This window comes from Clostridium sp. (assembly GCF_047718555.1).
In the GTDB taxonomy this organism is placed as follows: domain Bacteria; phylum Bacillota; class Clostridia; order Clostridiales; family Clostridiaceae; genus Clostridium_I.
Map to the genome: position 1 here is coordinate 1 of NZ_JBDNRK010000065.1, position 22,414 is coordinate 22,414.

Genomic DNA, 22,414 nt, shown 5'->3' on the forward strand with positions numbered 1-22,414 from the left:
AATTTTCAAAGATCAATTTCTGTCATCTGACAGCTTTTATATAATATCATTATTTGGACATATTGTCAATAACTTTTTTCATGTTGATTTGAGTTATTTCGTATATTGTTTTTCACAACGTCATTCATTGTATCATTAATAAATTAATTATTATATTGATATATGTATAAAAATTTGGCATTAAGTATAGGTATCTAATTATTATACTTTATTTCTCCTAATTTCATATACTGACACACTAGGTATGGTATACTAAGATTTATTATATAAAAAGTAAATTTTTTTAGGTTTAAACTACTATAAAGGCACTATGAAAATTTTATTCCAGTGAAATTTTCATAGTGCCTTTATATATCCTTATACATATTGTGAAAACAATCTACTATAGCTTAGTTTCCTAAAAATAAACAAAATTTGAGATTAATTTTCCAAATAAGAAAATATAATTTTAACCTAAAAATATATTTTCTTATTTCATTTCTACTGGATATTTTTTCTTAAGTTCTTCCATATACTTAGTATACTTCATATTCTGTCTTTCTTTAGTTAAACCATTAATTATATTTTCTTTTACCTCTTCAAATGTCTTAGGTATATCTTCAGTTCTATTTTCAACCTTTATAATATGATAACCATATTGAGTTTTTACAGGTTCACCTACTATTCCTATTTCTTGAGTAAAGGAGGCATCTTCAAACTCTTGAACCATTTGTCCCTTTGTAAATGCTCCAAGATTACCGCCTTCTTCTTTAGATGGACAGGTTGAATACTCTCTTGCAGCATCTTCAAAGGACTTTCCTGCCTTTATTTCACTGCTTACTTTTAAAGCATCTTCTTCTGTATCTAATAGTATATGTTTAGCAGTAGCAGTCGCTGGTGTTTTAAATTTATCTTTATTTAATTCATAATAATCTTTAGCTTCTTGCTCAGTAACTGTTACAGCTCCACCAAGAACTCTTTTCATAGCTATTTGAGTTAGAATTTCTTTTTTCATTGTTTCTAATTGACTTTTATATTCGTCGTCGTTTTCAAGTCCATTATCCTTTGCGTCATTATATATTAATTCAACAGATACAAGTTGCTCAAGCAATCTTTTTTTACCTTTTTCAGTTAACAACTGATGTCTTTTATCTTGTGGAAAACTCAAAATAACTTGGTCAATATCATTTTCTGTAATTTCCTTACCATTTACTGATGCTAATACCTTATTCTCCATTTTAATTCTCCTCAAAAAAAATTTGAACTCTGTTCATATTATAGATAATAGCATTAATCTATTTTTACTACAAGAAAAAATACGTAATATATAGCAAATATCGGATATAATAAAATTAGATAATCATATAATATTTGCCTAGATAATTTGCTAGCTTATTCTATAGATCTATAGAATAAAAAAACTATCTTTGATTACAAAATATTATTAATACTTTAAAATAAGGAGACCACCTATGAAAATAATTTTACCAAAAGATGTTGAATATATAATTGACACATTAAATAAAAATAGTTTTTCTGCTTATGCTGTAGGTGGCTGCATTAGAGATATGCTTATGCATAGAGAACCTAAGGATTGGGATATAACCACCAGTGCCTTACCAGAAGATATAAGTCAAATTTTTGCAACTACTATACCTACAGGAATTAAACACGGAACCATAACTGTATTAATTAATAAAACCTCCTATGAAGTTACCACCTTCAGAATAGACGGCAAATATAGTGATAATCGTCATCCAGACGAAGTCATATTTAGCAATTCTTTATACGAAGACTTAGGCAGAAGAGATTTCACAATAAACTCTATGGCCTATAATCATACTGAAGGATTACAAGACCCCTTTAATGGAGAAAAGGATTTGAGGCATAAATTAATTTGTTCTGTTGGTAACCCTGATTTAAGATTTAATGAAGATTCATTAAGAATGCTTAGGGCTATTAGATTTTCTACAGAACTTAATTTTCAAATAGATAAGAATACTGCTGATTCCATTAAAAAAAACTATTTACTTATAAAAAATGTAAGCATGGAAAGAATTAGAGATGAAATTTCAAAAATACTTTTAAGTAATACTCCAAGCATAGGTTTTCATGAATTAAATAAAACAGGACTATTAAGAATAATTTTCCCAGAATTACATGGCTGTGTAGGATTTAATCAGCGCAATCCCCACCACCACAAAGACATATTTGAACACACTATGCTGGTTTTAGATAGTACATCTAACAATTTAATAATAAGAATTGCGGCTCTATTCCATGATATTGGCAAACCAAAATGTTTCTCTATAGATGCAAAAGGGATTGGACATTTTTATATGCACGCTATAGAAGGAGCAAAAATTTCTCAGGAAATATTAAAAAGATTAAAATTCGATAATAATACCATAAAAATAATTTATACACTTATAAAAGAACATTTAGTAAATAGAAATAATTTAAAATTGCCCGCAATAAAAAAATTTATAAATAGGGTAGGTGTAGATAATCTTAATTATTTATTCGAGTTACAAATAGCAGATATAAAAGGACATAACCCTCCCCATGATTTTTCACCAGTAATAAATTTAAAAGCTTCTGTACAAAAAGTTTTATCTAGAAAGGACCCTCTTTCTTTAAAGGATCTAGCTATAAACGGCGGCGATTTGATAAATATAGGCTATTCCAAAGGCATTGCCATTGGAAAAACCTTAAATGAATTACTGGATCTAGTAATAAAAAAACCTGAATTGAATAAAAAAGATATATTAATTGGCGAAGCAACTAAGAAATTAGATATATTGAATAAATAATATGAGAAGATTGCTAACTAAAAATGGAAAAATTTACACCTCAGGGGTGTAAATTTTTCCATTTAGTAGTTTGCCCTTTATCACTATTCCGAATTAAAGTTAGATATATTGCTACCTGTTTTCTAACATTCCCTGCCTTCTAAGTATAGGTATTACCTTTACTGCTAGTAAAGAAGCTATTACAACCTTTAATAAGTCTCCTGGTATAAAAACTAAAAATCCTATTTTAATTGCATATTGAAAAGTTATTTCCTTAAATAAAACATTCTTTAATATTACATACAAATAAGGTATTCCTATAATATAAATTATAATGATTCCCAAAATACAAATAGCAAACATTTTAATAAAAGTGATTTTCTCACTGCGTTCAACTATTTTTCCTATGACAAAAGCTGAAATTATAAATCCGATCAAATACCCAAAGCTTGGACTAAGAACATGCATAAGTCCGCCTGTTCCATCAGCAAATATAGGTAACCCTACAAGACCTAATAACACATATATAAGTTGTGACATAGCACCAACCCTTGCACCTAAAATTACACCTGCTAAAATTGTAAATAAAGCTTGCATGGTTATCGGTACTGGCCCTATAGGTATTCTAATAAATGCCCCTACCGCCGTTAACGCCGCAAATAATGCTGTTAAAATCATTCCTCTTGTGTTAAATCTCAAAAATCTGCACCTCCGCACTAATCAATTTAATATAAAGTCTATTACTAGGTTTATATTAATATATTAAAGAAATATTGTCAACTATCATGTAATTGTCAGTTAACAATGTATAAATATAATTGCAACAAATTTTTTTATTATCAATGAATCTTACTCAGTGGGAGTTTGTATCCCCACTCATCAAATAAATATTACAATACTTCACAGCATTTTACATATAATCAGTATACCTTTACAAAATACAATTTTTATGACAAACTGTATAATAGTAGTAGATAACTAGACTTTTGAATTGTACATATAGTGAAATTTATAAGAAATGAGGTATCCCGCAGCTATGAAAAAAAATTTTTTATTAAGCCTTCTATTAATCTCCCTTCTTACGCTTGTATTTGGATGCAGTAATACCAATACTGCTAAAGACTCTTTTGATAAATACGTAAAAGCTTGGAGTAAAAGTGATTTCAAAAACATGTATTCTTATTTAAGTTCAGATAGCAAAAAAAATATTGCAGAAAAAGATTTTATTCAAAAGTATAAAAATATATATGATGGTATTGATTTAAGTAATATATCTATAACTCCTGAATATCCAAAATCTTTTAAGGCAGATGGAAATGGCAATGTAAACATACCCTTTAAAGTATCAATGAATACCTCTGGTGGAGCAATAAATTTTCAAGATACTGCCTATTTAAAACAAGAGGAAATAAATAATTCAAAAACTTGGACTATACTCTGGAGTAATAAAATGATTTTCCCAGATTTAGGTGATGACGAAAAAGTCAGAGTAGATAAAAAGCTGGGAAAACGTGGTGAAATCCGTGGTGAAAATGGTTCTTATCTTGCAAAGAATGGCTTTGTTGCACAAATAGGAATTGTAGCAGGAAAATTTAATGCTAATGATTCAAATGCCAAAAATAAGGTTGCACAAATCCTAAATATTCCCTCAGACAGTATTGATAAAAAGCTTTCCGCTTCCTATGTTAAACCAGATATATTTGTACCTATTGATACTATATCCAAAGATGACTCTGCTAAAATATCATCCCTTTCACAGATTCCTGGTATTATGATACAAGATAAAGCTGCAAGAGTGTATCCATTAAAAGAAAAAGCAGCTTTCCTTACAGGCTATGTACAACCCATTAGTGCCGAAGAACTTACCAAACTTAAAAGTCAAGGATACACACAGGATGATGTAATAGGTAAAAGTGGATTAGAAAAAATATATGAAACCCAAATACGAGCAGAAGATGGTGCTGAAATATATATAGTAGATAAAAATGGTAATAAGAAAAAAACTTTAGCAAAGAAGGATCCTAAAAATGGTGCTGATTTAAACATCACAATAAATGCAGATATTCAATCTGCCTTATATGACCAATACAAAGGTGACTCGGGTACCTCTATTGCAATGCAGCCTAAAACAGGAGAAGTATTGGCTCTTGTAAGCTCACCAGCTTATGATCCAAATGATTTTGTATTGGGAATGTCCTCAGATAAGTGGAATTCACTTAATAATGATCCTAAGAAGCCTCTTTTAAATAGATTTGAATCTGCCTTTGCACCGGGATCAACCTTTAAACCTATTACTGCTGCTATCGGTTTAAAAACTAATAAACTGGATCCCAATGCAGCTAAAAATATAAGCGGATTAAAATGGCAAAAGGATAGCAGTTGGGGAGGTTATTTTGTAACAAGGACTGAGGAGTATTCAGAACCTTCTAACCTATTAAACGCATTAGTGCATTCAGATAATATATACTTTGCTCAAGCAGCATTAAATATAGGAAAAGATACTTTTGTTTCTGAAACTAAAAATTTTGGAATAGGTGAAAAGATACCTTTTGAATATGGAATGACAACTTCAAAATTATCTAAAGATAATACAATTAATACAGATATTCAATTAGCAGATTCAGGTTATGGACAAGGTGAGATGCTTATAAATCCATTACAGCTTACTTCTATTTATACTTCTTTTGTAAATGGAGGTAATATTGTAAATCCTTATTTAAACGCTGATAAAAAATCTTCTTCTCAAAATAAAGTATGGAAATCTAACGTTTTTTCTCAAGATATATCCAACACAATATTAAACGACTTAAGTCAAGTCGTATCAAATCCTGAAGGCACTGGTCACGGTGCATATATACCAAATATTCCTTTAGCAGGAAAAACCGGCACAGCGGAAATAAAAGCTAACCAAAATGATACCAATGGTACCGAAAATGGTTTGTTTATAGCTGTAAATACCAATGATCCAAAGCTACTAGTATTAGAAATGTATGAAGATGTTAAAAATAGAGGGGGAAGCCATTATGTGGTCCCTAAAGTAAAGGACATTTTCCAGCAATTTTGTAAATAATATAATTAAGGACTTAGTTAAGAATTTTAATTTAATGCTTAACTAAGTCTTTCACTTTTAACAATCATATATTATTTAATTTTTTCTATATTTTCATTATATTTACAATTTTAGTTGAATAATTACTATAACATTTGTTAATATATTAGAGTATAGGAGGGATTTTATGAAAAAAAATAATAAGTATAAAATTTTTAAAACTTCAACACAACTTATATTTACTCTCACCCTGGCAATATTATTTGCTATTGGAATAAATAAATACATATTTGCCAGAGCTGACATAGAGGGAACTTCTATGCTCAATACTCTTAATGATAAAGACATAACCTTTGTAGAAAAAATAAGTTCAATGACTCATATTATAAAAAGAGATGAAATAATAATATTTAATTCTAGAAATGAAAACAACGATCTTTTTATAAAAAGAGTAATAGGCCTAGCAGGAGATAAACTACAGATAAAAAATGGAAAAGTGTATATTAATGGCCACATTTTATCAGAACCATATTTAGCCAATAACACCATAACTGACGCTGGTCCATTTATTGGCGACAAAATTTATACTGTTCCAAAAGGCTATGTATTTGTATTAGGTGATAATAGAGGTAATAGTACCGATAGTAGATTCTTTGGTCCTGTAAATATTGATGATATAAAAGGACATGCAATACTACGCGTTTACCCTTTTAAAAATATATCACTATTATAGACGTTAAACTTAATTTATATTGATTCCTGGTAAACATCCTTAATAACTATATCAAGTTCTTTCTCTAGATCAATAACCCTATTAATTCTTTTACTGTCACTGCTGCGTATAATTTTAACATTTGGTCTCAGTGGAAAATTTATATTTATCTTTTCAACTACTGCGATTTCTGCGTTAGTTAGTTTTACTAAAGTACCTTCTGCGTAAGGTACTATTATCTTTGAAAAGACTTCTATATACTTGTAATCAAATTGAATTCCACCACTAGCCATAAGATACTCTAGAGCTTCATTGGGACTCATAGCTTTTCTATAAGGCCTATGAGCTGTTAATGCATCATAAGTATCTGCAATAGCTACAATTTTAGCAAATTTACTTATTTCTTCTCCTGACTTACCAGTTGGATATCCTTGTCCACCTGTTCTTTCATGATGCTGTAATGCAATCAAAAGAGAAGTCACTGGAATTTCGAAGCTCTCTCTTAAAAACTCGTAACCTTTTTTTGTATGATGCTTTACTATTTCATACTCCTCATAGGTAAGTTCTGATTCCTTATTTACTATTTCAGAAGGAACAAAAATCATACCTATATCATGCAGTATTGCTCCAATACAAAGATCTATTAAATCAAATTTATGTAAATTAAGCTTTATTCCAATTATCAATGATATTATTGCCACATTTACACTATGTTGGAATATATAGTTGCTACTACTTTTTATATCTACCAAATTGACCATTATATCATCTTTTGATAATATCTCCTCAATTAATTCTTTTGTGATATAGACAATTGAGTTAAACTCTCCTCCCCTATCCTTGTAATTGAATATCTTCAATTTATCGTCATTAATATTTACGAAACTTTTCTTTATAGCTATTATTGCTTTTTGCCTTATTTCCGGTTTTATTACTTCTTCTATTATTTTATTACTATATTCATCAAAGATATATATTGAATATATATCTAAATCCTTTATTTTTTTTATAATAGCATCTTTAAGTATAGATCCCTTTTTTAATAAGATTTTCCCATCATTATCGTATATAGATTTTGCCAATTTAGTATTTTCTTTCACACATTGTATAGGAATTAACCTCATCTTTGCATCACCACCTAATATAATAATCCATTAATTAAACCATATATAACTGCAATTTATCCGATAACTAGCCACTGTGACACTCCACTTTATAAAAAAGGTTGAAGATAACATCGGCACGTCCCTGGATAATTCATCTAAACTCAGTGTGAATACAAACTACCACTGAGTAAGATTCATTGATAAAATTGATTAGATTAATATTTATTTTGCATATATAATATTAGATAAAATAGTCATTTAAATATATATGCATTAAGCTTTAAAGAACTAAAAACCTTTCTCTAAGCATCTACATTATACATCATATAAAAACAAATTTCTCTATATACTTTGTGAATGTTAGCATTTGCAAATAATTTTTTAATCTACATACTATAAATAGTTATAATATTAATAATAATTAGAACAACCTATTTTAGTAAATCCTTTAAATACTTTTCTAGTTCTTTACATTTTTCTCTATCCATAGCTTCAATATCCTTAAGTCTATAATCCATACCTAATTTTTCGTATTTATTTATACCCAAAGTATGATAAGGCAAGAGCTCTATTTTCTCTACATTTTTTATATTTTTAATTATATCAGCTAATTTTTTTATATGATCTTTAGAATCAGTTAAATTAGGAACTACTACATGCCTTATCCAAATTTTTGTACCTGCATTTTCTAGTGCCTTTAAAAATTCGTTTAAGTCTCCTCTCCCTTTACCCGTAATATTTTTGTATCCCTCTTCATCTACATGCTTTATGTCAAGTATAACTAAATCTGTATATTTTAAAATTTCTTCATAATTACCCTCTCCATAGCCAGCAGTATCAATAGTTGTGTGAATATCATTTTTTTTACATAATTTCAATATCTCCACTAAAAATTCTGGTTGTAAAAGTACTTCCCCTCCTGAAAAAGTTACTCCTCCTCCCGACCTTTTAAAATATGGTTTAAATCTCAATATTTTTTTCAATAATTCTTCTGCAGTTATCTCTTTTCCCCCAGTCATTTTCCATGTATCAGGATTATGGCAGTATACACATCTTAATCTACAACCCTGAAAAAATACAACCGTTCTAATACCCGGACCATCAACAAGTCCCATACTTTCTATTGAGTGAATTCTTCCTTTTACCATAACTATTTCTCCTTATAACCAATAAATCTTCCCTAATATAAGCTCCTTATATTGAATTTAGCCTAATTATCAAAGGTCTTCCCACTTTTTACCCCTATCCTAAAAAAAATCTTACTATACCAGTTTACTATGAGAAAAAATTAAGCAGGCTAATAGCCTGCTTCATAATTACAATTTTTCGTGAAAAGTTCTGCTTATAACTTCTTTTTGATGTGCTTTTGATAGTCTGTTAAAATTAACGGCATATCCTGACACTCTTATAGTAAGTGTTGGATATTTATCCGGATGATCCATTGCATCTATTAACGTTTCTCTATTGAGCACATTAACATTTAAATGGTGTGCACCCTGACTAAAATATCCTCCCATAATACCAACTAAATTGTCTATTCTTACATCATGATCATTTCCCAAGGCATTTGGCACTATGGAGAAAGTATTTGAAACACCATCTTCACAGCAAGCATAAGGAACTTTAGCTACAGAATTTAAAGATGCTAATGCACCTTCCATATCTCTTCCATGCATTGGATTAGCTCCTGGTGCTAATGGTTCTCCAAGTTTTCTTCCATCAGGAGTTGTACCTGTCTTCTTACCATACATTACATTTGACGTAATGGTAAGTACTGAAAGTGTATGTTTTGCATTTCTATAAGTTGGGTGTTTCTTTAATTCAGCAGAGAATTTTTCAACAATTTCTATAGCAATGCTATCTACTCTGTCGTCATCATTACCATATTTAGGAAAATCTCCTTCTTTAACAAAATCTACAGCAATTCCATTTTCTCTTATAGGTTTAACTTTAGCATATCTTATTGCACTTAGGGAATCAGCAGCTACAGAGAATCCCGCAATACCAAAGGCCATAAGTCTTCCAACCTTTGTATCATGTAACGCCATTTGACTACCTTCATAAGCATATTTATCATGCATAAAATGTATTATATTCATAGTATTAACATAAAGACCTGCCATATATTCAAGCACCTTAAAATAATTAGCTTTTACCTTGTCATAATCTAATACATCATCTGTAATAGGTTCAATGTCTGGAACGATCTTTACGCCTTTCTTCTCGTCTATACCACCATTTATTGCTAAAAGAAGACATTTAGCCACATTACATCTTGCACCAAAGAATTGCATCTGTTTTCCAACTTGCATGGCAGATACACAGCAAGCAATTGCATAGTCATCTCCATAAATTGGTCTCATTATATCATCATTTTCATACTGAATAGAATCGGTTAAAATAGACATTTCTGCACAGAATCTTTTAAAGCTTTCTGGCAAATTTTCTGACCAAAGTACAGTCATATTAGGTTCTGGCGCTGATCCAAGATTTATTAGCGTATGCAAATATCTAAAGGAATTTTTTGTAACAAGAGTTCTTCCATCTATTCCAACACCAGCTATAGATTCAGTAACCCAAGTTGGATCTCCTGCAAATAGCTCATTATATTCTGGAGTTCTCAAATGTCTTACCATTCTCAATTTTATAATGAATTGATCTATTATCTCCTGTGCTTCATCTTCGCTAATCAATCCATTTTCCAAATCTCTTTCAATATAAATATCTAAAAAGGTACTTGTCCTTCCAAGTGACATTGCCGCTCCATTATTTTCTTTTACACCAGCTAAATATCCAAAATATAAAAATTGAACTGCTTCCTTAGCATTTACAGCAGGTTTTGATATATCTATTCCATAGGAAAGAGCCATATTCTTAATTTCTCCAAGAGCTCTTATTTGCTCTGATACTTCCTCTCTAAGCCTTATCAATTCGTCAAGCATATCTCCCTTTAAAGCACTTAGATCTTTTTTCTTCTCTTCTATTAGAAAATCTATTCCATAAAGAGCTATTCTTCTATAATCACCTATTATTCTTCCTCTTCCATAGGCATCTGGAAGTCCAGTTAAAACCCCTGCTGATCTAGCTACTTTTGTCTCTTCTGGATAGGCGTCAAATACTCCTTGATTATGTGTTTTTCTATAGTTTGTAAAAACATTGTGCATTTCATCACTAATTTTAAAACCATATTCTTTAAGAGATTGCTCTGCCATCCTTATTCCACCAAAAGGATTAGTAATTCTCTTAAGGGGTGCATCTGTCTGAAAACCTACTATAACTTCATTATCTTTATCTAAATATCCTGGTTTAAAACTATTTATTCCAGAAATCGTTTCTGTATCCACATCAAGTATTCCCTTTTTTAGTTCTTCTAAAATAAGAGTAACTGCTTTATCCCATACTTTTTTAGTCTTTTCAGTAGGTCCTTTTAAAAAGCTTTTATCACCAGTATACTCTTTATAATTTTTTTGAATAAAATCTCTTACGTCAATATTATTGGTCCAGTTTCCCTCTTTAAAGCCTTCCCATTGTTTAATCAAAAATATCAACTCCTTATTCTATAGTAGTACTCTATAACATAACTAATTTGTAAAAATTACTAATTAATAATTTTTATTGTATGATTATTATAGCTGATTGCTTTAATTATTTCAATACAATAAATAATGGTACTACGAACATTATTTATATTTCTAATTTTTATATTTCACATTATATCATACATTTATTTATAATTAAAATTATTTATTCGTTATGTTCTATTTAAAACTCTAAACTACTTTTTAAAGATACAAGTATAAAGATTATCAGCACTCATATACAAAGGTTATAAGCATTAAATTGAATAAAAACTCTGTCTGACGCTTTAAAACTTTGTTTATACAAATATAGCTATAGGTAATATTTCTATCATATTGCCACCATTGACAATGAATTTATTACTAAAAGTTTCTATAGAATTTTCAATACTGTTTAATCCCATAAAATCTGTAAAGTAATTTTCATTTATGAAATTCAAAGAGTTATCTCCAAATAAATCCATGTAATTATAATTTTTATTATCTATAAAATTCACTACCTTCCCCATTATGTTTACTCCACAACGTCCCGTATAATCAAATCTGCTTATATTATAGGTTGGATCAACAGGGACAATAAATCTAGATTTAGGAGAACAAAGTTCAGTAGTTACACATCTAATACAATTTTTATTTTTCCATGAATCCATATAAGTTTTTAGATTATTAAGGACTTCAACTTTGCTGCTATTTATACTTTTAATATTTCCAAATACATTCTGTATCTCCATATTATTTATTAAATTCTTAACATAGTAAAATATAGGATTTTCAAGAAGTCTGCACTTAACTGTTACAAAATCATTTTCATGTATATTATTAACCATTTCATTTGAAGATATATCTCTAAGTAAGTTATTTTTAATTAATAAATTTCTTAAATGCATAAATACCTCTATGTCCTTTGAAATAGCAACTTGGGTTTTTTGCTTTGAAAATTCATTTAATATTTGAACATTAACCTCTCCTTGAACATATTTCCCAAAAATTTCTTGAGAAAATTCACTTATAGGTCCCCTATAATTAATACTAATTTGTTCTTTTGTATTTATACTCTTTGATTCAACAAATTCTTGTACAACTACAGTAAAAAGATTATTAACCATATCATTATTTAAATATAAAGGTATAAACGCTTTATTTTCTGCCATATATCATCACTCCAAATTAATAAATCATACCATTTATTAATTTTATGATTTTTTAGAACATAATATTTAATTATTTCGTATAATATTATAGCTATATTGTATAGAGTAGGAGGGATAAATATGCCTATACCTTACAATTTCACAAAAATAAAAGATTCTATAGAAAGTAGTGCTAATTCCGCTGTAAAAAAGACAGGTGAATTTATAGAAACCTCAAAATTAAATTTTGAGATTTCAGGAGAAGAAAGGGAAATTGAAAATCTATATAAAAAAATAGGAGAAAGAATATACAAACAATATGAAAAAAATAAACCTATAGATAGTAATCTTATAAAATACTGTAAAGATATTAAAGAAATTAAACATAAAATTATGGATATACGAAAAAAAATAACAAAAATTCAAGACAAAAAAATATGCCCTTTATGTGGAAAGGAGATAGAAAATAACGCTATCTACTGTGAACATTGTGGGTTTAAGCAAAAAAACAGAAAAAATTCTTCTAAAACGTGATCTTAACTTAAATTATTCTAGGCTATCTAGTTTACCTTTGAGAAGGCTTGGTCAAGGTCTGCAATTAAATCTTCAGCTTTTTCCAGACCTATAGATAATCTTATAGCATCTGGAAAAGCTCCTGCTTTATTTCTATTTTCTATGCTTAAAGATCCATGAGTTGCTACACAAGGCTGAACTACCAAGGATCTGGCATCTCCTATATTAGCAAGGAAACTAAATAACTCCAAACTATTTATAAATTTATTAATATCTTCTTGATTTCCTTTAAAGCCAAAGGTAAATATAGTACCATAACCTTTAGAAAGATACTTTTCCGCCAGTTTATTGTTTCTATTTCCCTTTACGCTGGGATAATTAACCCAAGATACTTTTGGATGTACTGATAAATACTTTACTATTTTTTCTGTAGTCCTCACTTCTTCATTTATTCTCACCGATAGTGTTTCAATACCTTGTAGAATTAAAAATGAATTAAATGGACTTATAGCTGCTCCAAAGTCACTTAAATATCTAAGTCTTATTCTTGTGGTAAAAACTGATGTAGGAACCAATTCATATAAGCTTTCATTTTTGGCACTGTAGTCTGGTGCAGTAAAGTGAGGGAATTTACCATTTCCCCAATTGAATTTTCCGCTTTCAACAATTATTCCTCCAATTGCTGTTCCATGTCCACCTAATGCCTTTGTAGCAGAATGTACAACTATATCAGCTCCATACTTAATAGGATTTAAAAGATGAGGAGTAGGGAACGTATTATCAATTATAAGAGGTATATTGCTCTCATGGGCTATTTTTGCTACCTCCTCTATATCCAGCACATTAATTAACGGATTACCTATAGACTCAGCAAATATTGCTCTTGTATTGGGTGTAATAGCTTTCCTAAAAGAGTTAAGATCATAGGGATCTTCAATCCAGTTTACCTTTATACCAAACTGAGGCAAAATATGATTAAAAAGATTGAAAGAACCTGAATATAAAGTATTTACTGCTGCAATTTCTCCTCCCCCCTCTGCTACATTAAGCAGTGAATAAGTTATTGCTGCCATACCAGAAGCTACTGCAACTGCTGCTGTTCCTCCTTCTAAAGCCGCTATTCTTTTCTCCAGAACATCCGAGGTAGGATTACCTATTCTAGTGTAGTAGAAACCACCCTCCTTAAGAGAATATATTTTTTCTAACCTCTCCGTATCTCCAAAATTAAAGGCTGTTGTCTGATAAATTGGCACAGCTGCAGCATAATTGTGTTCTTTTGGATCATAACCTGCTCTTATCTGCAGTGTTTCAAATCCATATTCTTTATGTGACATTTAGTAACACACTCCTTTATAGTTTTTCTAGGTGCAAAGCTTCTTTAGGGCAAGTATTTACGCATAACCCACAGCCTACACATTTTGAATTATCCATATAAATAACTCCATCTTTCTTTTGAAATACATCCAATTGACATCGTTTAGTACATATACCGCAATTTACACATTTATTCTTATCCATGATTGCAACATAGCTTACCAAAGGCCATTTTCCTTCAATCCCCAATGTCTTTGATGCTCTTAGAGGATAACAGCAGCAACTACAGCAATTACAAATTGCACCATTTTCTACTGAATGGATAAGGCCCTCTCTATCTGCATGTTTTAATAGTTCTATAGCCTCTTCCTTATTCAATTTTTTCCCATGTCCTCTATCAGAAGAACTATTTAAACCACTTCCCATACTCATACAAACATTTCTATCAAAGCTGCAATTTTCTGTTATAGCCTTGCAATCACAGGGCATAACATATATATCATTTTTTGCAGTATTTAAATAATCTATAGCTTCATTTAACGGCAGTATCTTATTTCCATTCTCAGATATTTTCTCAATGGAACTATTTCTCTTAGCTTCTAAATAATCATTGAAAAGCCAATCCGCTATTTTCTTTCTATCTTCTGATTCTATACTACCCCATTTGTCTCCTTCAAAGGTCGCCATTTTATCAAGTCTATTAGGCAGAGAGCTAAGTTGATATTTTATTATTTCTTCCTCTATAACCTTATCAACCACAGCAGCTTTATAAGCATTGTCCAATAAAACAGCTGCAGATTTTCCAAGAATGGTTTCAATTTCCTCTTTAGATAATACTTTATTCTTAATAATAGCTATAAGTTTTAACTGATCTTCAGTATAAATTAAATTCAAGTATGGTATCATAATTTCAGGAATATTTAAAAGTTTTATAATCTCCGCATCTTTTGACATATCTTTCTCCTTATATAGTATTGTAATAATGTTCAATAGAAAATCTTATAACATCAGAATTTAATATAATCTGCAATAATAGTGTTGCCATGAAAATCTGCTCAACCATTCTTCTATTTATTTAAAATACTGTGTGTGCATATAATATCGTTCATAAAAACTATCCTGATTTCTCACAAGCATTACAACTAATTATTTAAGAACTACTCCATCTAGTGCTTCTTTTCTATCTTGACTGTTATATTCTCCCTTAGCTTTCCTATCAGCAATTTTTTCTATAAACAATAATATCTGATTTGCTATTAAGGCCAGACCAGCAGCCATAATGGTACCCCACAAGATTTTTGTTATATAATTCATTCTTAGTCCATCAAATAATATAACTCCTAATCCACCAGCATTAATTACAGATGCAATAGTAGCTATACCTATAGTGGATACAATAGCTATTCTTGTTCCTCCAATTATTATTGGTGCAGCTAAAGGTAATTGAATATATATAAACAACTGCCTAGAATTTAGTCCCATGCCCCTTGCAGCCTCAATAATTGAAGTATCTATTGATTGAAAAGCCATAAGTATATTTCTTACAAGTATATATTGATTATATATTATAAGAACCACCACAGCTGTTTTTTCTCCCAGACCTAAAACCGGAATTAAAAATGCAAACATTGCAAGGCTTGGTATTGAATACAATACTCCAAACAAGGATAATACAATCATAGATGCCCATCGTGAACGTAAGACTAAACTTCCTAAAGCTATTGCAATAAGTAAAGATATTGCAACACTTATTACTACCAATTGAATATGCTGCAATAACAATGTAAGCATATCCTCATAATTTTCAAATAGATATTTTATCACAATCATCACCTGACTTTTCATAAATATCTTGTTTTCTCTGTACAGCCTTAATATTTAGCTGACTCCAATTTATTTTTCCTAAAACATGATGTTTATCATCCTCAACTATAACTGTCTTTACATTATTATTAAGGAAAGTAGTTAACACATCATATAAACTTTCTTCTTTTCCAACTCTCACACCTTCATGATCCACAGGTAACTCTAACGGAATCATAGCAAGTTCTGCCTTTAAATATTTCAACTTTTGAAGGGCATCCTCTGAAGAGACTAAACGAGCAACAAAATCATTTGCAGGTTTAAACAGAATATTATAAGGACTATCAAATTGTTGAATCTTTCCTTTATTCATTACGATAACCTTGTCCCCAAGTTTAAAAGCTTCATTAACATCATGAGTTACAAAAACGATTGTCTTGTTAAGCTTTTTTTGTATACTAATTAATTCATCTTGGAGATTCTGTCTTGTTATGGCATCTATGGCACCGAATGGTTCGTCCATTAACATTATTTCTGGATCTGCCGCCATCGCCCTAGCTAGGCCAACTCTCTGCTGCTGCCCACCGGATAATTGCCTAGGATATCTTTTTTTAAAGTCATTTGGCAAAAGTCCTACCAGCTTCAATAGATACTCAACACGCTGTGCTATTTTATCTTTATTCCAATGTAATATTTTAGGTACTGTTGCTATATTTTGTTCCACAGTCATATGTGGAAATAATCCAATCTGTTGAATAACATAGCCTATTTTCCTTCTATGTATCTCTACATTCAAGTTTTTTATGTTCTCACCAAAAAACAATATTTCCCCGGAAGTAGCTTCATATATTCTATTAATCATCTTTAATAATGTGGTTTTCCCAGAGCCTGAAGTTCCTAAAATAGTTATAAAACTTCCTTTTTCAATACTTAAACTTACTTCTGAAACAGAGTATTCTTTAGAATTATTAAATTTTTTACTGACCTTTATAAACTCAATAGCTGTTGTCAATATTTATGTCCCTCCCCTTTATTAAAATTTATTTTACTGCAAAATTCTAATCCCTTGAATTTCTACGCCGATATTCTGCAATAATCTATTATAATATGTTTTATCCAATGCCTAGTCGCTGGATAATTCATCTAAACTCAGCGGGAGTACAAATTCCCACTGAGTAAGATTCATTGATAACTTACCGCCTACAATGGTTATATATAAATAAGGTAACTTCTTTTCATGCCCATAATGAGAGCATGAAAGCAAGCTACCTATTTAAATTACAAATTTTTTATTTGCCAAATTCTTGATTGTAGAATTCCTTTGCTACAGTTTTATATTCTTTCTTATCTATATCCACCTCTGCATTTAATTTTATTAAAGTCTTATTGTCCAATTTAGCAGTAACTTTATTTAAAATATCTTTTATATCAGGATTCTTATCAAGAATATCCTGTCTTACTACTGGCGCAACATTATATGGAGGCCATACATGCTTGTCATCCTCTAAAACTACAAACTGGCTATCACTTAATTGACCCTCTGTAGTATAAGCTACAGCAAGATCTGCTTTATCATTTTTAAGTACATCATACTTTAACCCATTATCATATAGCTTTTCATCTTTGAAATTAAAGGGACCATATGCCTTTATTAAAGCCGGAAGTCCATCAGACCTCTTATCAAATTCTCCTTGTGAGGCAAATCTAATTTTACTTGCATTCTTTTGTAGATCAGAAATTGTATGTATGTTATACTGATCTGAAGCTTTTTTAGTTATAACTAATCCTTGAGAATCATTAGCCGCAGATGGATCTAGCCAAATCAATTTAAATTTATCCTTGTATTTTGCAGAAACTTCATCATAAACCGCTTTTGAATCATACATTGGTGCTTCTTTTAAAATTGATAATAAACCTGTACCTGTATATTCAGGATATAAATCTATATCTCCATTTACCAAAGAAGTATGGACTACCGCATCTCCTAAATTCAATTTTCTATCAACCTTATATCCGGCATGTTCTAATGCATCTGCATATAATTCTCCCAAAACAAGAGATTCTGTAAAGTTCTTGGAACCAACCTTTATTGTAGGTTTGGAACCGGAACTATTAGCTGTGTTAGCATTAGAACCAGTGCTTTTACCACAGCCTGTAAATATCACAGCAGTAAGTACTACCGCTAACAATGGTAATGCAAAAAATTTTTTATTCATATTTAACACTCTCCTAAATAATTATTTTTAATCTCTTTGATATCTTGTAATTCCCTGTTGTAAAAAAAATAATATTATTTCTGCAATGACAGACAAAATTGCCACGGATATGCCTCCTACAAGCAGCATGGTATAATCATTCATGCTTAATCCAGTAAATATAAAATCACCTAATCCCCCAGCACCTATATAGGATGCCAGAGTAGCACTGGCTATAACCTCCACAGAAGAAGTTCTAACTCCTGTAATTATCAAAGGCATGGCCAATGGACTTTGGACTTTAAAAAGTAATTCTCTATATCCCATCCCCATCCCCTCTGCACTTTCAATAATTGATGGACTGATATTCTTAAAGCCTAAATATGTGTTAATAAGTATTGGAGGTACTGCGAGAATTATTAAAGCAATTAGTGCAGGAGTAAAACCTGTCCCAAGTATAGGCAATGCCAAAACCAGTATTGCAAGGCTGGGAATAATTCTTAGGAAATTAAAAAAATTCATAACAGGATAGAGAATCTTTGAACTTTTCGAGCATAATACTCCTAAGGGAACAGCTATGGCAATACTTATCAATACAGCTGTTATACTTATGGATATATGTATAAGGACAGCCGTATAATATTGCTTAGTATTACTTAGTAAAAATTTAATAATTTCATTTAACATTAATGCATATCCTTTCTAAAGATTCGAATTAATTGGATAATATAATCAAAATATAGATAAAAGCCAGGCTTATATATACTAAAATATAAACTTGGCCTTCAGGTAATCTGATCAGTCAGCTTTCCTAGTATTCTTATCTGTTTAGTTTTTACGAGTATACCATGTAGGACAAACATTGTCAATAATTTATAATTTTTACTCTGTATACATTATAATATTTAACTCATAATATTATTCTCAAATTTCCCATTGGCTTCTTCAAATTCATGTGAATAAAATAAGCATAGAAAGTTATCACTAACTTTTTATGCCTATTTTTATTAAAGCTCTATAACTTCAAGGTCATCAGGAACTATTATTTTACCCTTAAAATACTCTTGTCCCTCTTCTGAGTACATTTCTTTTCTCTTACTTAAATTTTTATCTTCTGTATGAAATAATATAACATTTTCTACTTGTAATTTTGAAGCATTCTCACAAGCATCCTTTACTGTAGAATGATGTTTTTCATAAGGCTTGAACTTTTCTCTCTGAGAATACAAACAAAAGGCCTCATGCATAAGATACTGTGATTTATGTGCATAACTGAACACACTTTCATTAAGTGGTTCATCTCCAAGAAAAGTTAACTTCTTTCCATTACTAAGTCTAGCTGTAAATCCAAATTGAAGAAGTTTTGTACTTCTAATATCAAAGCATTGAAGATGCATGTCCAATATATCAAGTGAATATTTATCATATATTTCTATAAAAATTATATCTTTATCAATATGATCTACAAACTTTTTTTGTAATAATAAATTACTTATGGTTCTTATAATGTCTATTACATCCTTATGACAATAGATATAAAGTTTACCATTGTAATTCCCATTAATAATTTGTTGTGCCACTGCTCTTATTATCCAAACAATTCCCGTTATATGATCATTATGACTATGAGATATAAATACATTATGAATTTTATTTATAGGTATATCTGCTTTCTCCAAATTTGAAAGAATAGTATTGCCGCCTCCTGTATCTACAAGAAAATATTCATCTTTACTTGAAATCGTGAAACAAGTATTATAACATCTTGTGACCATTGCAGCTCCAGTTCCTAGCATTGTTATTTCATTCAATTTTAAAATCTCCTTTCCTATTTAACTAGTCACTGTAATACTCCACTTCACACAGCGAAAGCGATTCACACAAAATCCAAGATTTTGGTTCTCTGCTTGCACACAGCGAAAGCGATTCACACAAAATCCAAGATTTTGGTTCTCTGCTTTTCTAAAAGCTGGAGATAACAGTAATGCGTTTCTGGATAATTCATCTAAACTTAGTGGTAGTACCACTCCCAGTAAGTAAGACTCATTGATATCATTGGATAAACAGAATTCTAAGTATCGGTATTTTCGATACTTAGAAATCGTTATCCTTTAGGGTAAGTCGTTATCCAGGGACATAGCCACTCTTTACTCCCACTTTGAAGAAGATGGGAGTATTAGAGTGGTTAGTCATCGGATAAATTAAAATCTTTTACTGAGTGTAAAGTTAGAATACTAGATTTAACAGGCAGATTTAATTTCTATATTCTCATCCTCTTGCTTACTGCTTTTTAATTGAGATAAAATCATTCCTGTGAGCATAAGTAGACATCCTATACTTCCTTTAACTCCCAATTGCTCATTTAAAATGAAAATTCCTCCAATAGTAGCGAATACTGTTTCCATACTACATATAATAGCCGCATGGGTGGGCTCAGCATTCTTTTGTCCAAGAATTTGTAAGGTATAAGCTATCCCCACAGAACATATGCCTCCATAAAGAATAGGTATTAGTGCTTGCAAAATTCCACTGAAAGTTATATGTTCAATAAATACAGCCATTATCATACTTAAAATTGAACAAGTTATAAATTGGGAAAATGCTAATTTTAATACGTTAATTTTTTGAGAAAAATAATCTATCAAAAGTATATGTATTGCAAAAAGAAAAGCGCTGGCAAGTTCAAGCATATCGCTATATGATATACTAAATCTATTTGTAACACATAAAAAATACAAGCCTACAACTGCTATTACAGCACCAATCCACGTATTAGCTTTGATATGATGCCTTAAAAACAGTCCAAGTATTGGAACAAATACTATATATAGTCCTGTTATAAAAGCCGCTTTTCCTGCCGATGTACCTATTAGTCCAACTTGTTGAAAGGATGCTGCTAGAAAAAGAATTATACCTATAATAACTCCACCTAGTAAATTATTATTACCTTTGATATTTTTAATCTTCACTTTTTCATCTTTATTATTATAAAAAATCATGAGCGGAATTAATGATATGGCCCCTAATGCAAATCTTATACCAGTAAAGGTAAAAGGTCCAATATATTTCATTCCAACTCTTTGTGCAACAAATGCAAATCCCCATATAGCAGCCGCAATTAAAAGTGCTAAACTAGATCCTGTTCCTTTCCTCATTAAAAGTCTCCTTAGAAATTTTTTATTTATAGTTTGTTTTATACACTAGTTATAATAAATTTTATTACATATGGTCCAATAAATCATCTTCAATATAAAATGGCTATTTTTTTAGACTTACTCCATTAAATATTATTGATTAAATTTACAATCTTAATTGCAACTTATATATAAATATTAAAATAACAAAAACTTACCTATAATGAACATAACTATTTTATAAAAATTTAAATTTTTATTTAAATAGTTCATCCATTACATAGCAATTATCTGATTCCTGTTACTTTTCCCTTCAGTGCCTTTAATCTGGAATTTACATATCCAATAAGCTCACTTCTATTGTCTTTTATATCTGCTGGAGCATTAGTAACTATACTTATAATATCCAAAGTGTTGCCCTTTACAACATCTGCAATAGCATATCCTAGACATTTATTTTTAACCTTCCAGTAGATATTATTAAATTCATCAGCCTGCCTTTTGTTATAATACCCTTTTTCTATTCCAAATTGAAATAAATCTGCTGCTGATTCTAATTCTTCTAAATCACGAAGTTCTAATGTTTCTTTGACAAGATCTTGAAACACTTTCATTTTAAACACTCCTTTTCTATAAACCATACTTAAATGAATATGGCTACTTTTTCATATACTAATCTATAATAATATTTTAGACCTATAATTTAATTCATATACCATTTAAATAGGTTAAATACTACACTAGTATAAATTAACTTTCTAATTTATATTACAAGAAAATAAAAAATTAATCTACATATTTAAATAAAATAACCTATAATCTTGTTCAGAATATAGGTCATTTTTAATAATTTCCCTAATATTATTATACATTCTTATTTTAAAATTTACCACAAATTTTAAATTTATATATAATTTCAAAATCAATTATCAATATATTACCCATAAAATAAGGAAAAACATTAAATGTTTAACTTCTATTTTTCATTTCGTCAGTAATTAAATACTAATTTAAAAGTAGTTAATGAAATAAAAAACATCCTTATTTAAGGATGTTTTTTTGGTGGCTTACCGGGGAATCGAACCCCGGACAACATGATTAAAAGTCAT

General features: G+C 29.9%; 19 protein-coding genes. 4 read left to right on the plus strand and 15 right to left on the minus strand.

Annotated elements, in window-relative coordinates; all coding sequences use genetic code 11:
* Positions 1-469: 469 nt before the first annotated feature.
* Positions 470-1,216, minus strand: coding sequence for a peptidylprolyl isomerase (locus tag ABF633_RS18090; protein WP_415525630.1), 747 nt, complete (start codon positions 1,214-1,216; stop codon positions 470-472).
* 235 nt (positions 1,217-1,451) lie between these two features.
* Here ABF633_RS18090 and ABF633_RS18095 point away from each other — a divergent pair, with 235 nt between their 5' ends.
* A complete protein-coding gene (locus tag ABF633_RS18095) occupies positions 1,452-2,792 on the plus strand; it encodes a CCA tRNA nucleotidyltransferase (RefSeq protein WP_415525632.1) in 1,341 nt (446 codons plus the stop codon).
* 111 nt (positions 2,793-2,903) lie between these two features.
* Here the strand turns inward: ABF633_RS18095 and ABF633_RS18100 are convergent, their stop codons facing one another.
* Positions 2,904-3,470 carry a biotin transporter BioY gene (locus ABF633_RS18100; RefSeq protein WP_415525634.1) on the minus strand — a complete coding sequence of 189 codons (567 nt, stop codon included), beginning with the start codon at positions 3,468-3,470 and terminating at the stop codon, positions 2,904-2,906.
* A 337-nt stretch (positions 3,471-3,807) separates the two neighbouring features.
* Here ABF633_RS18100 and ABF633_RS18105 point away from each other — a divergent pair, with 337 nt between their 5' ends.
* Together ABF633_RS18105 and lepB are read left to right on the plus strand one after the other, a co-directional pair.
* Complete coding sequence (locus ABF633_RS18105; protein ID WP_415525636.1) at positions 3,808-5,841, plus strand: penicillin-binding transpeptidase domain-containing protein; 2,034 nt, start codon at positions 3,808-3,810, stop codon at positions 5,839-5,841.
* A gap of 166 nt (positions 5,842-6,007) precedes the next feature.
* Complete coding sequence (gene lepB / locus ABF633_RS18110) at positions 6,008-6,553, plus strand: signal peptidase I (RefSeq protein WP_415525638.1); 546 nt, start codon at positions 6,008-6,010, stop codon at positions 6,551-6,553.
* 14 nt (positions 6,554-6,567) lie between these two features.
* Here the strand turns inward: lepB and ABF633_RS18115 are convergent, their stop codons facing one another.
* The 4 genes from ABF633_RS18115 to ABF633_RS18130 all read right to left on the minus strand — a co-directional run bounded on the left by ABF633_RS18115 (position 6,568) and on the right by ABF633_RS18130 (position 12,367).
* The gene (locus tag ABF633_RS18115; RefSeq protein WP_415525640.1) at positions 6,568-7,656 is read right to left on the minus strand and encodes an HD-GYP domain-containing protein; all 1,089 of its coding nucleotides are present in this window, start codon (positions 7,654-7,656) and stop codon (positions 6,568-6,570) included.
* A 413-nt stretch (positions 7,657-8,069) separates the two neighbouring features.
* Positions 8,070-8,786 carry a pyruvate formate-lyase-activating protein gene (gene pflA / locus ABF633_RS18120; RefSeq protein ID WP_415525642.1) on the minus strand — a complete coding sequence of 239 codons (717 nt, stop codon included), beginning with the start codon at positions 8,784-8,786 and terminating at the stop codon, positions 8,070-8,072.
* 168 nt (positions 8,787-8,954) lie between these two features.
* The gene (gene pflB / locus ABF633_RS18125) at positions 8,955-11,177 is read right to left on the minus strand and encodes a formate C-acetyltransferase (RefSeq protein ID WP_415525644.1); all 2,223 of its coding nucleotides are present in this window, start codon (positions 11,175-11,177) and stop codon (positions 8,955-8,957) included.
* Between the two features lie 338 nt (positions 11,178-11,515).
* Positions 11,516-12,367, minus strand: coding sequence for a hypothetical protein (locus ABF633_RS18130; RefSeq protein ID WP_415525646.1), 852 nt, complete (start codon positions 12,365-12,367; stop codon positions 11,516-11,518).
* 120 nt (positions 12,368-12,487) lie between these two features.
* On the opposite strand from ABF633_RS18130, the gene ABF633_RS18135 reads away from it, so the two are divergent.
* Complete coding sequence (locus ABF633_RS18135; RefSeq protein ID WP_415525648.1) at positions 12,488-12,880, plus strand: zinc ribbon domain-containing protein; 393 nt, start codon at positions 12,488-12,490, stop codon at positions 12,878-12,880.
* A 26-nt stretch (positions 12,881-12,906) separates the two neighbouring features.
* On the opposite strand, the gene ABF633_RS18140 is transcribed toward ABF633_RS18135, so the two are convergent.
* The 9 genes from ABF633_RS18140 to ABF633_RS18180 form a co-directional block, all read right to left on the minus strand.
* A complete protein-coding gene (locus tag ABF633_RS18140; RefSeq protein WP_415525650.1) occupies positions 12,907-14,193 on the minus strand; it encodes an O-acetylhomoserine aminocarboxypropyltransferase/cysteine synthase family protein in 1,287 nt (428 codons plus the stop codon).
* Between the two features lie 16 nt (positions 14,194-14,209).
* On the minus strand, positions 14,210-15,127 hold the full coding sequence (locus ABF633_RS18145; protein WP_415525652.1) for a 4Fe-4S binding protein: 918 nt from the start codon (positions 15,125-15,127) through the stop codon (positions 14,210-14,212).
* Positions 15,128-15,319: 192 nt separating this feature from the next.
* A complete protein-coding gene (locus ABF633_RS18150; RefSeq protein ID WP_415525666.1) occupies positions 15,320-16,003 on the minus strand; it encodes an ABC transporter permease in 684 nt (227 codons plus the stop codon).
* Positions 15,978-16,988, minus strand: coding sequence for an ABC transporter ATP-binding protein (locus ABF633_RS18155; RefSeq protein ID WP_415525654.1), 1,011 nt, complete (start codon positions 16,986-16,988; stop codon positions 15,978-15,980). The genes ABF633_RS18150 and ABF633_RS18155 overlap by 26 nt, the downstream gene beginning before the upstream one ends.
* Positions 16,989-17,265: 277 nt before the next feature.
* A complete protein-coding gene (locus ABF633_RS18160; RefSeq protein ID WP_415525656.1) occupies positions 17,266-18,192 on the minus strand; it encodes a glycine betaine ABC transporter substrate-binding protein in 927 nt (308 codons plus the stop codon).
* 27 nt (positions 18,193-18,219) lie between these two features.
* The gene (locus ABF633_RS18165) at positions 18,220-18,858 is read right to left on the minus strand and encodes an ABC transporter permease (protein WP_415525658.1); all 639 of its coding nucleotides are present in this window, start codon (positions 18,856-18,858) and stop codon (positions 18,220-18,222) included.
* A gap of 320 nt (positions 18,859-19,178) precedes the next feature.
* Complete coding sequence (locus ABF633_RS18170) at positions 19,179-19,982, minus strand: MBL fold metallo-hydrolase (RefSeq protein WP_415525660.1); 804 nt, start codon at positions 19,980-19,982, stop codon at positions 19,179-19,181.
* 429 nt (positions 19,983-20,411) lie between these two features.
* Entirely contained in the window at positions 20,412-21,326 is a 915-nt protein-coding gene (locus ABF633_RS18175) for a DMT family transporter (protein WP_415525662.1), read from the minus strand.
* Between the two features lie 266 nt (positions 21,327-21,592).
* On the minus strand, positions 21,593-21,919 hold the full coding sequence (locus tag ABF633_RS18180; RefSeq protein ID WP_415525664.1) for a hypothetical protein: 327 nt from the start codon (positions 21,917-21,919) through the stop codon (positions 21,593-21,595).
* Positions 21,920-22,414 lie beyond the last annotated feature (495 nt).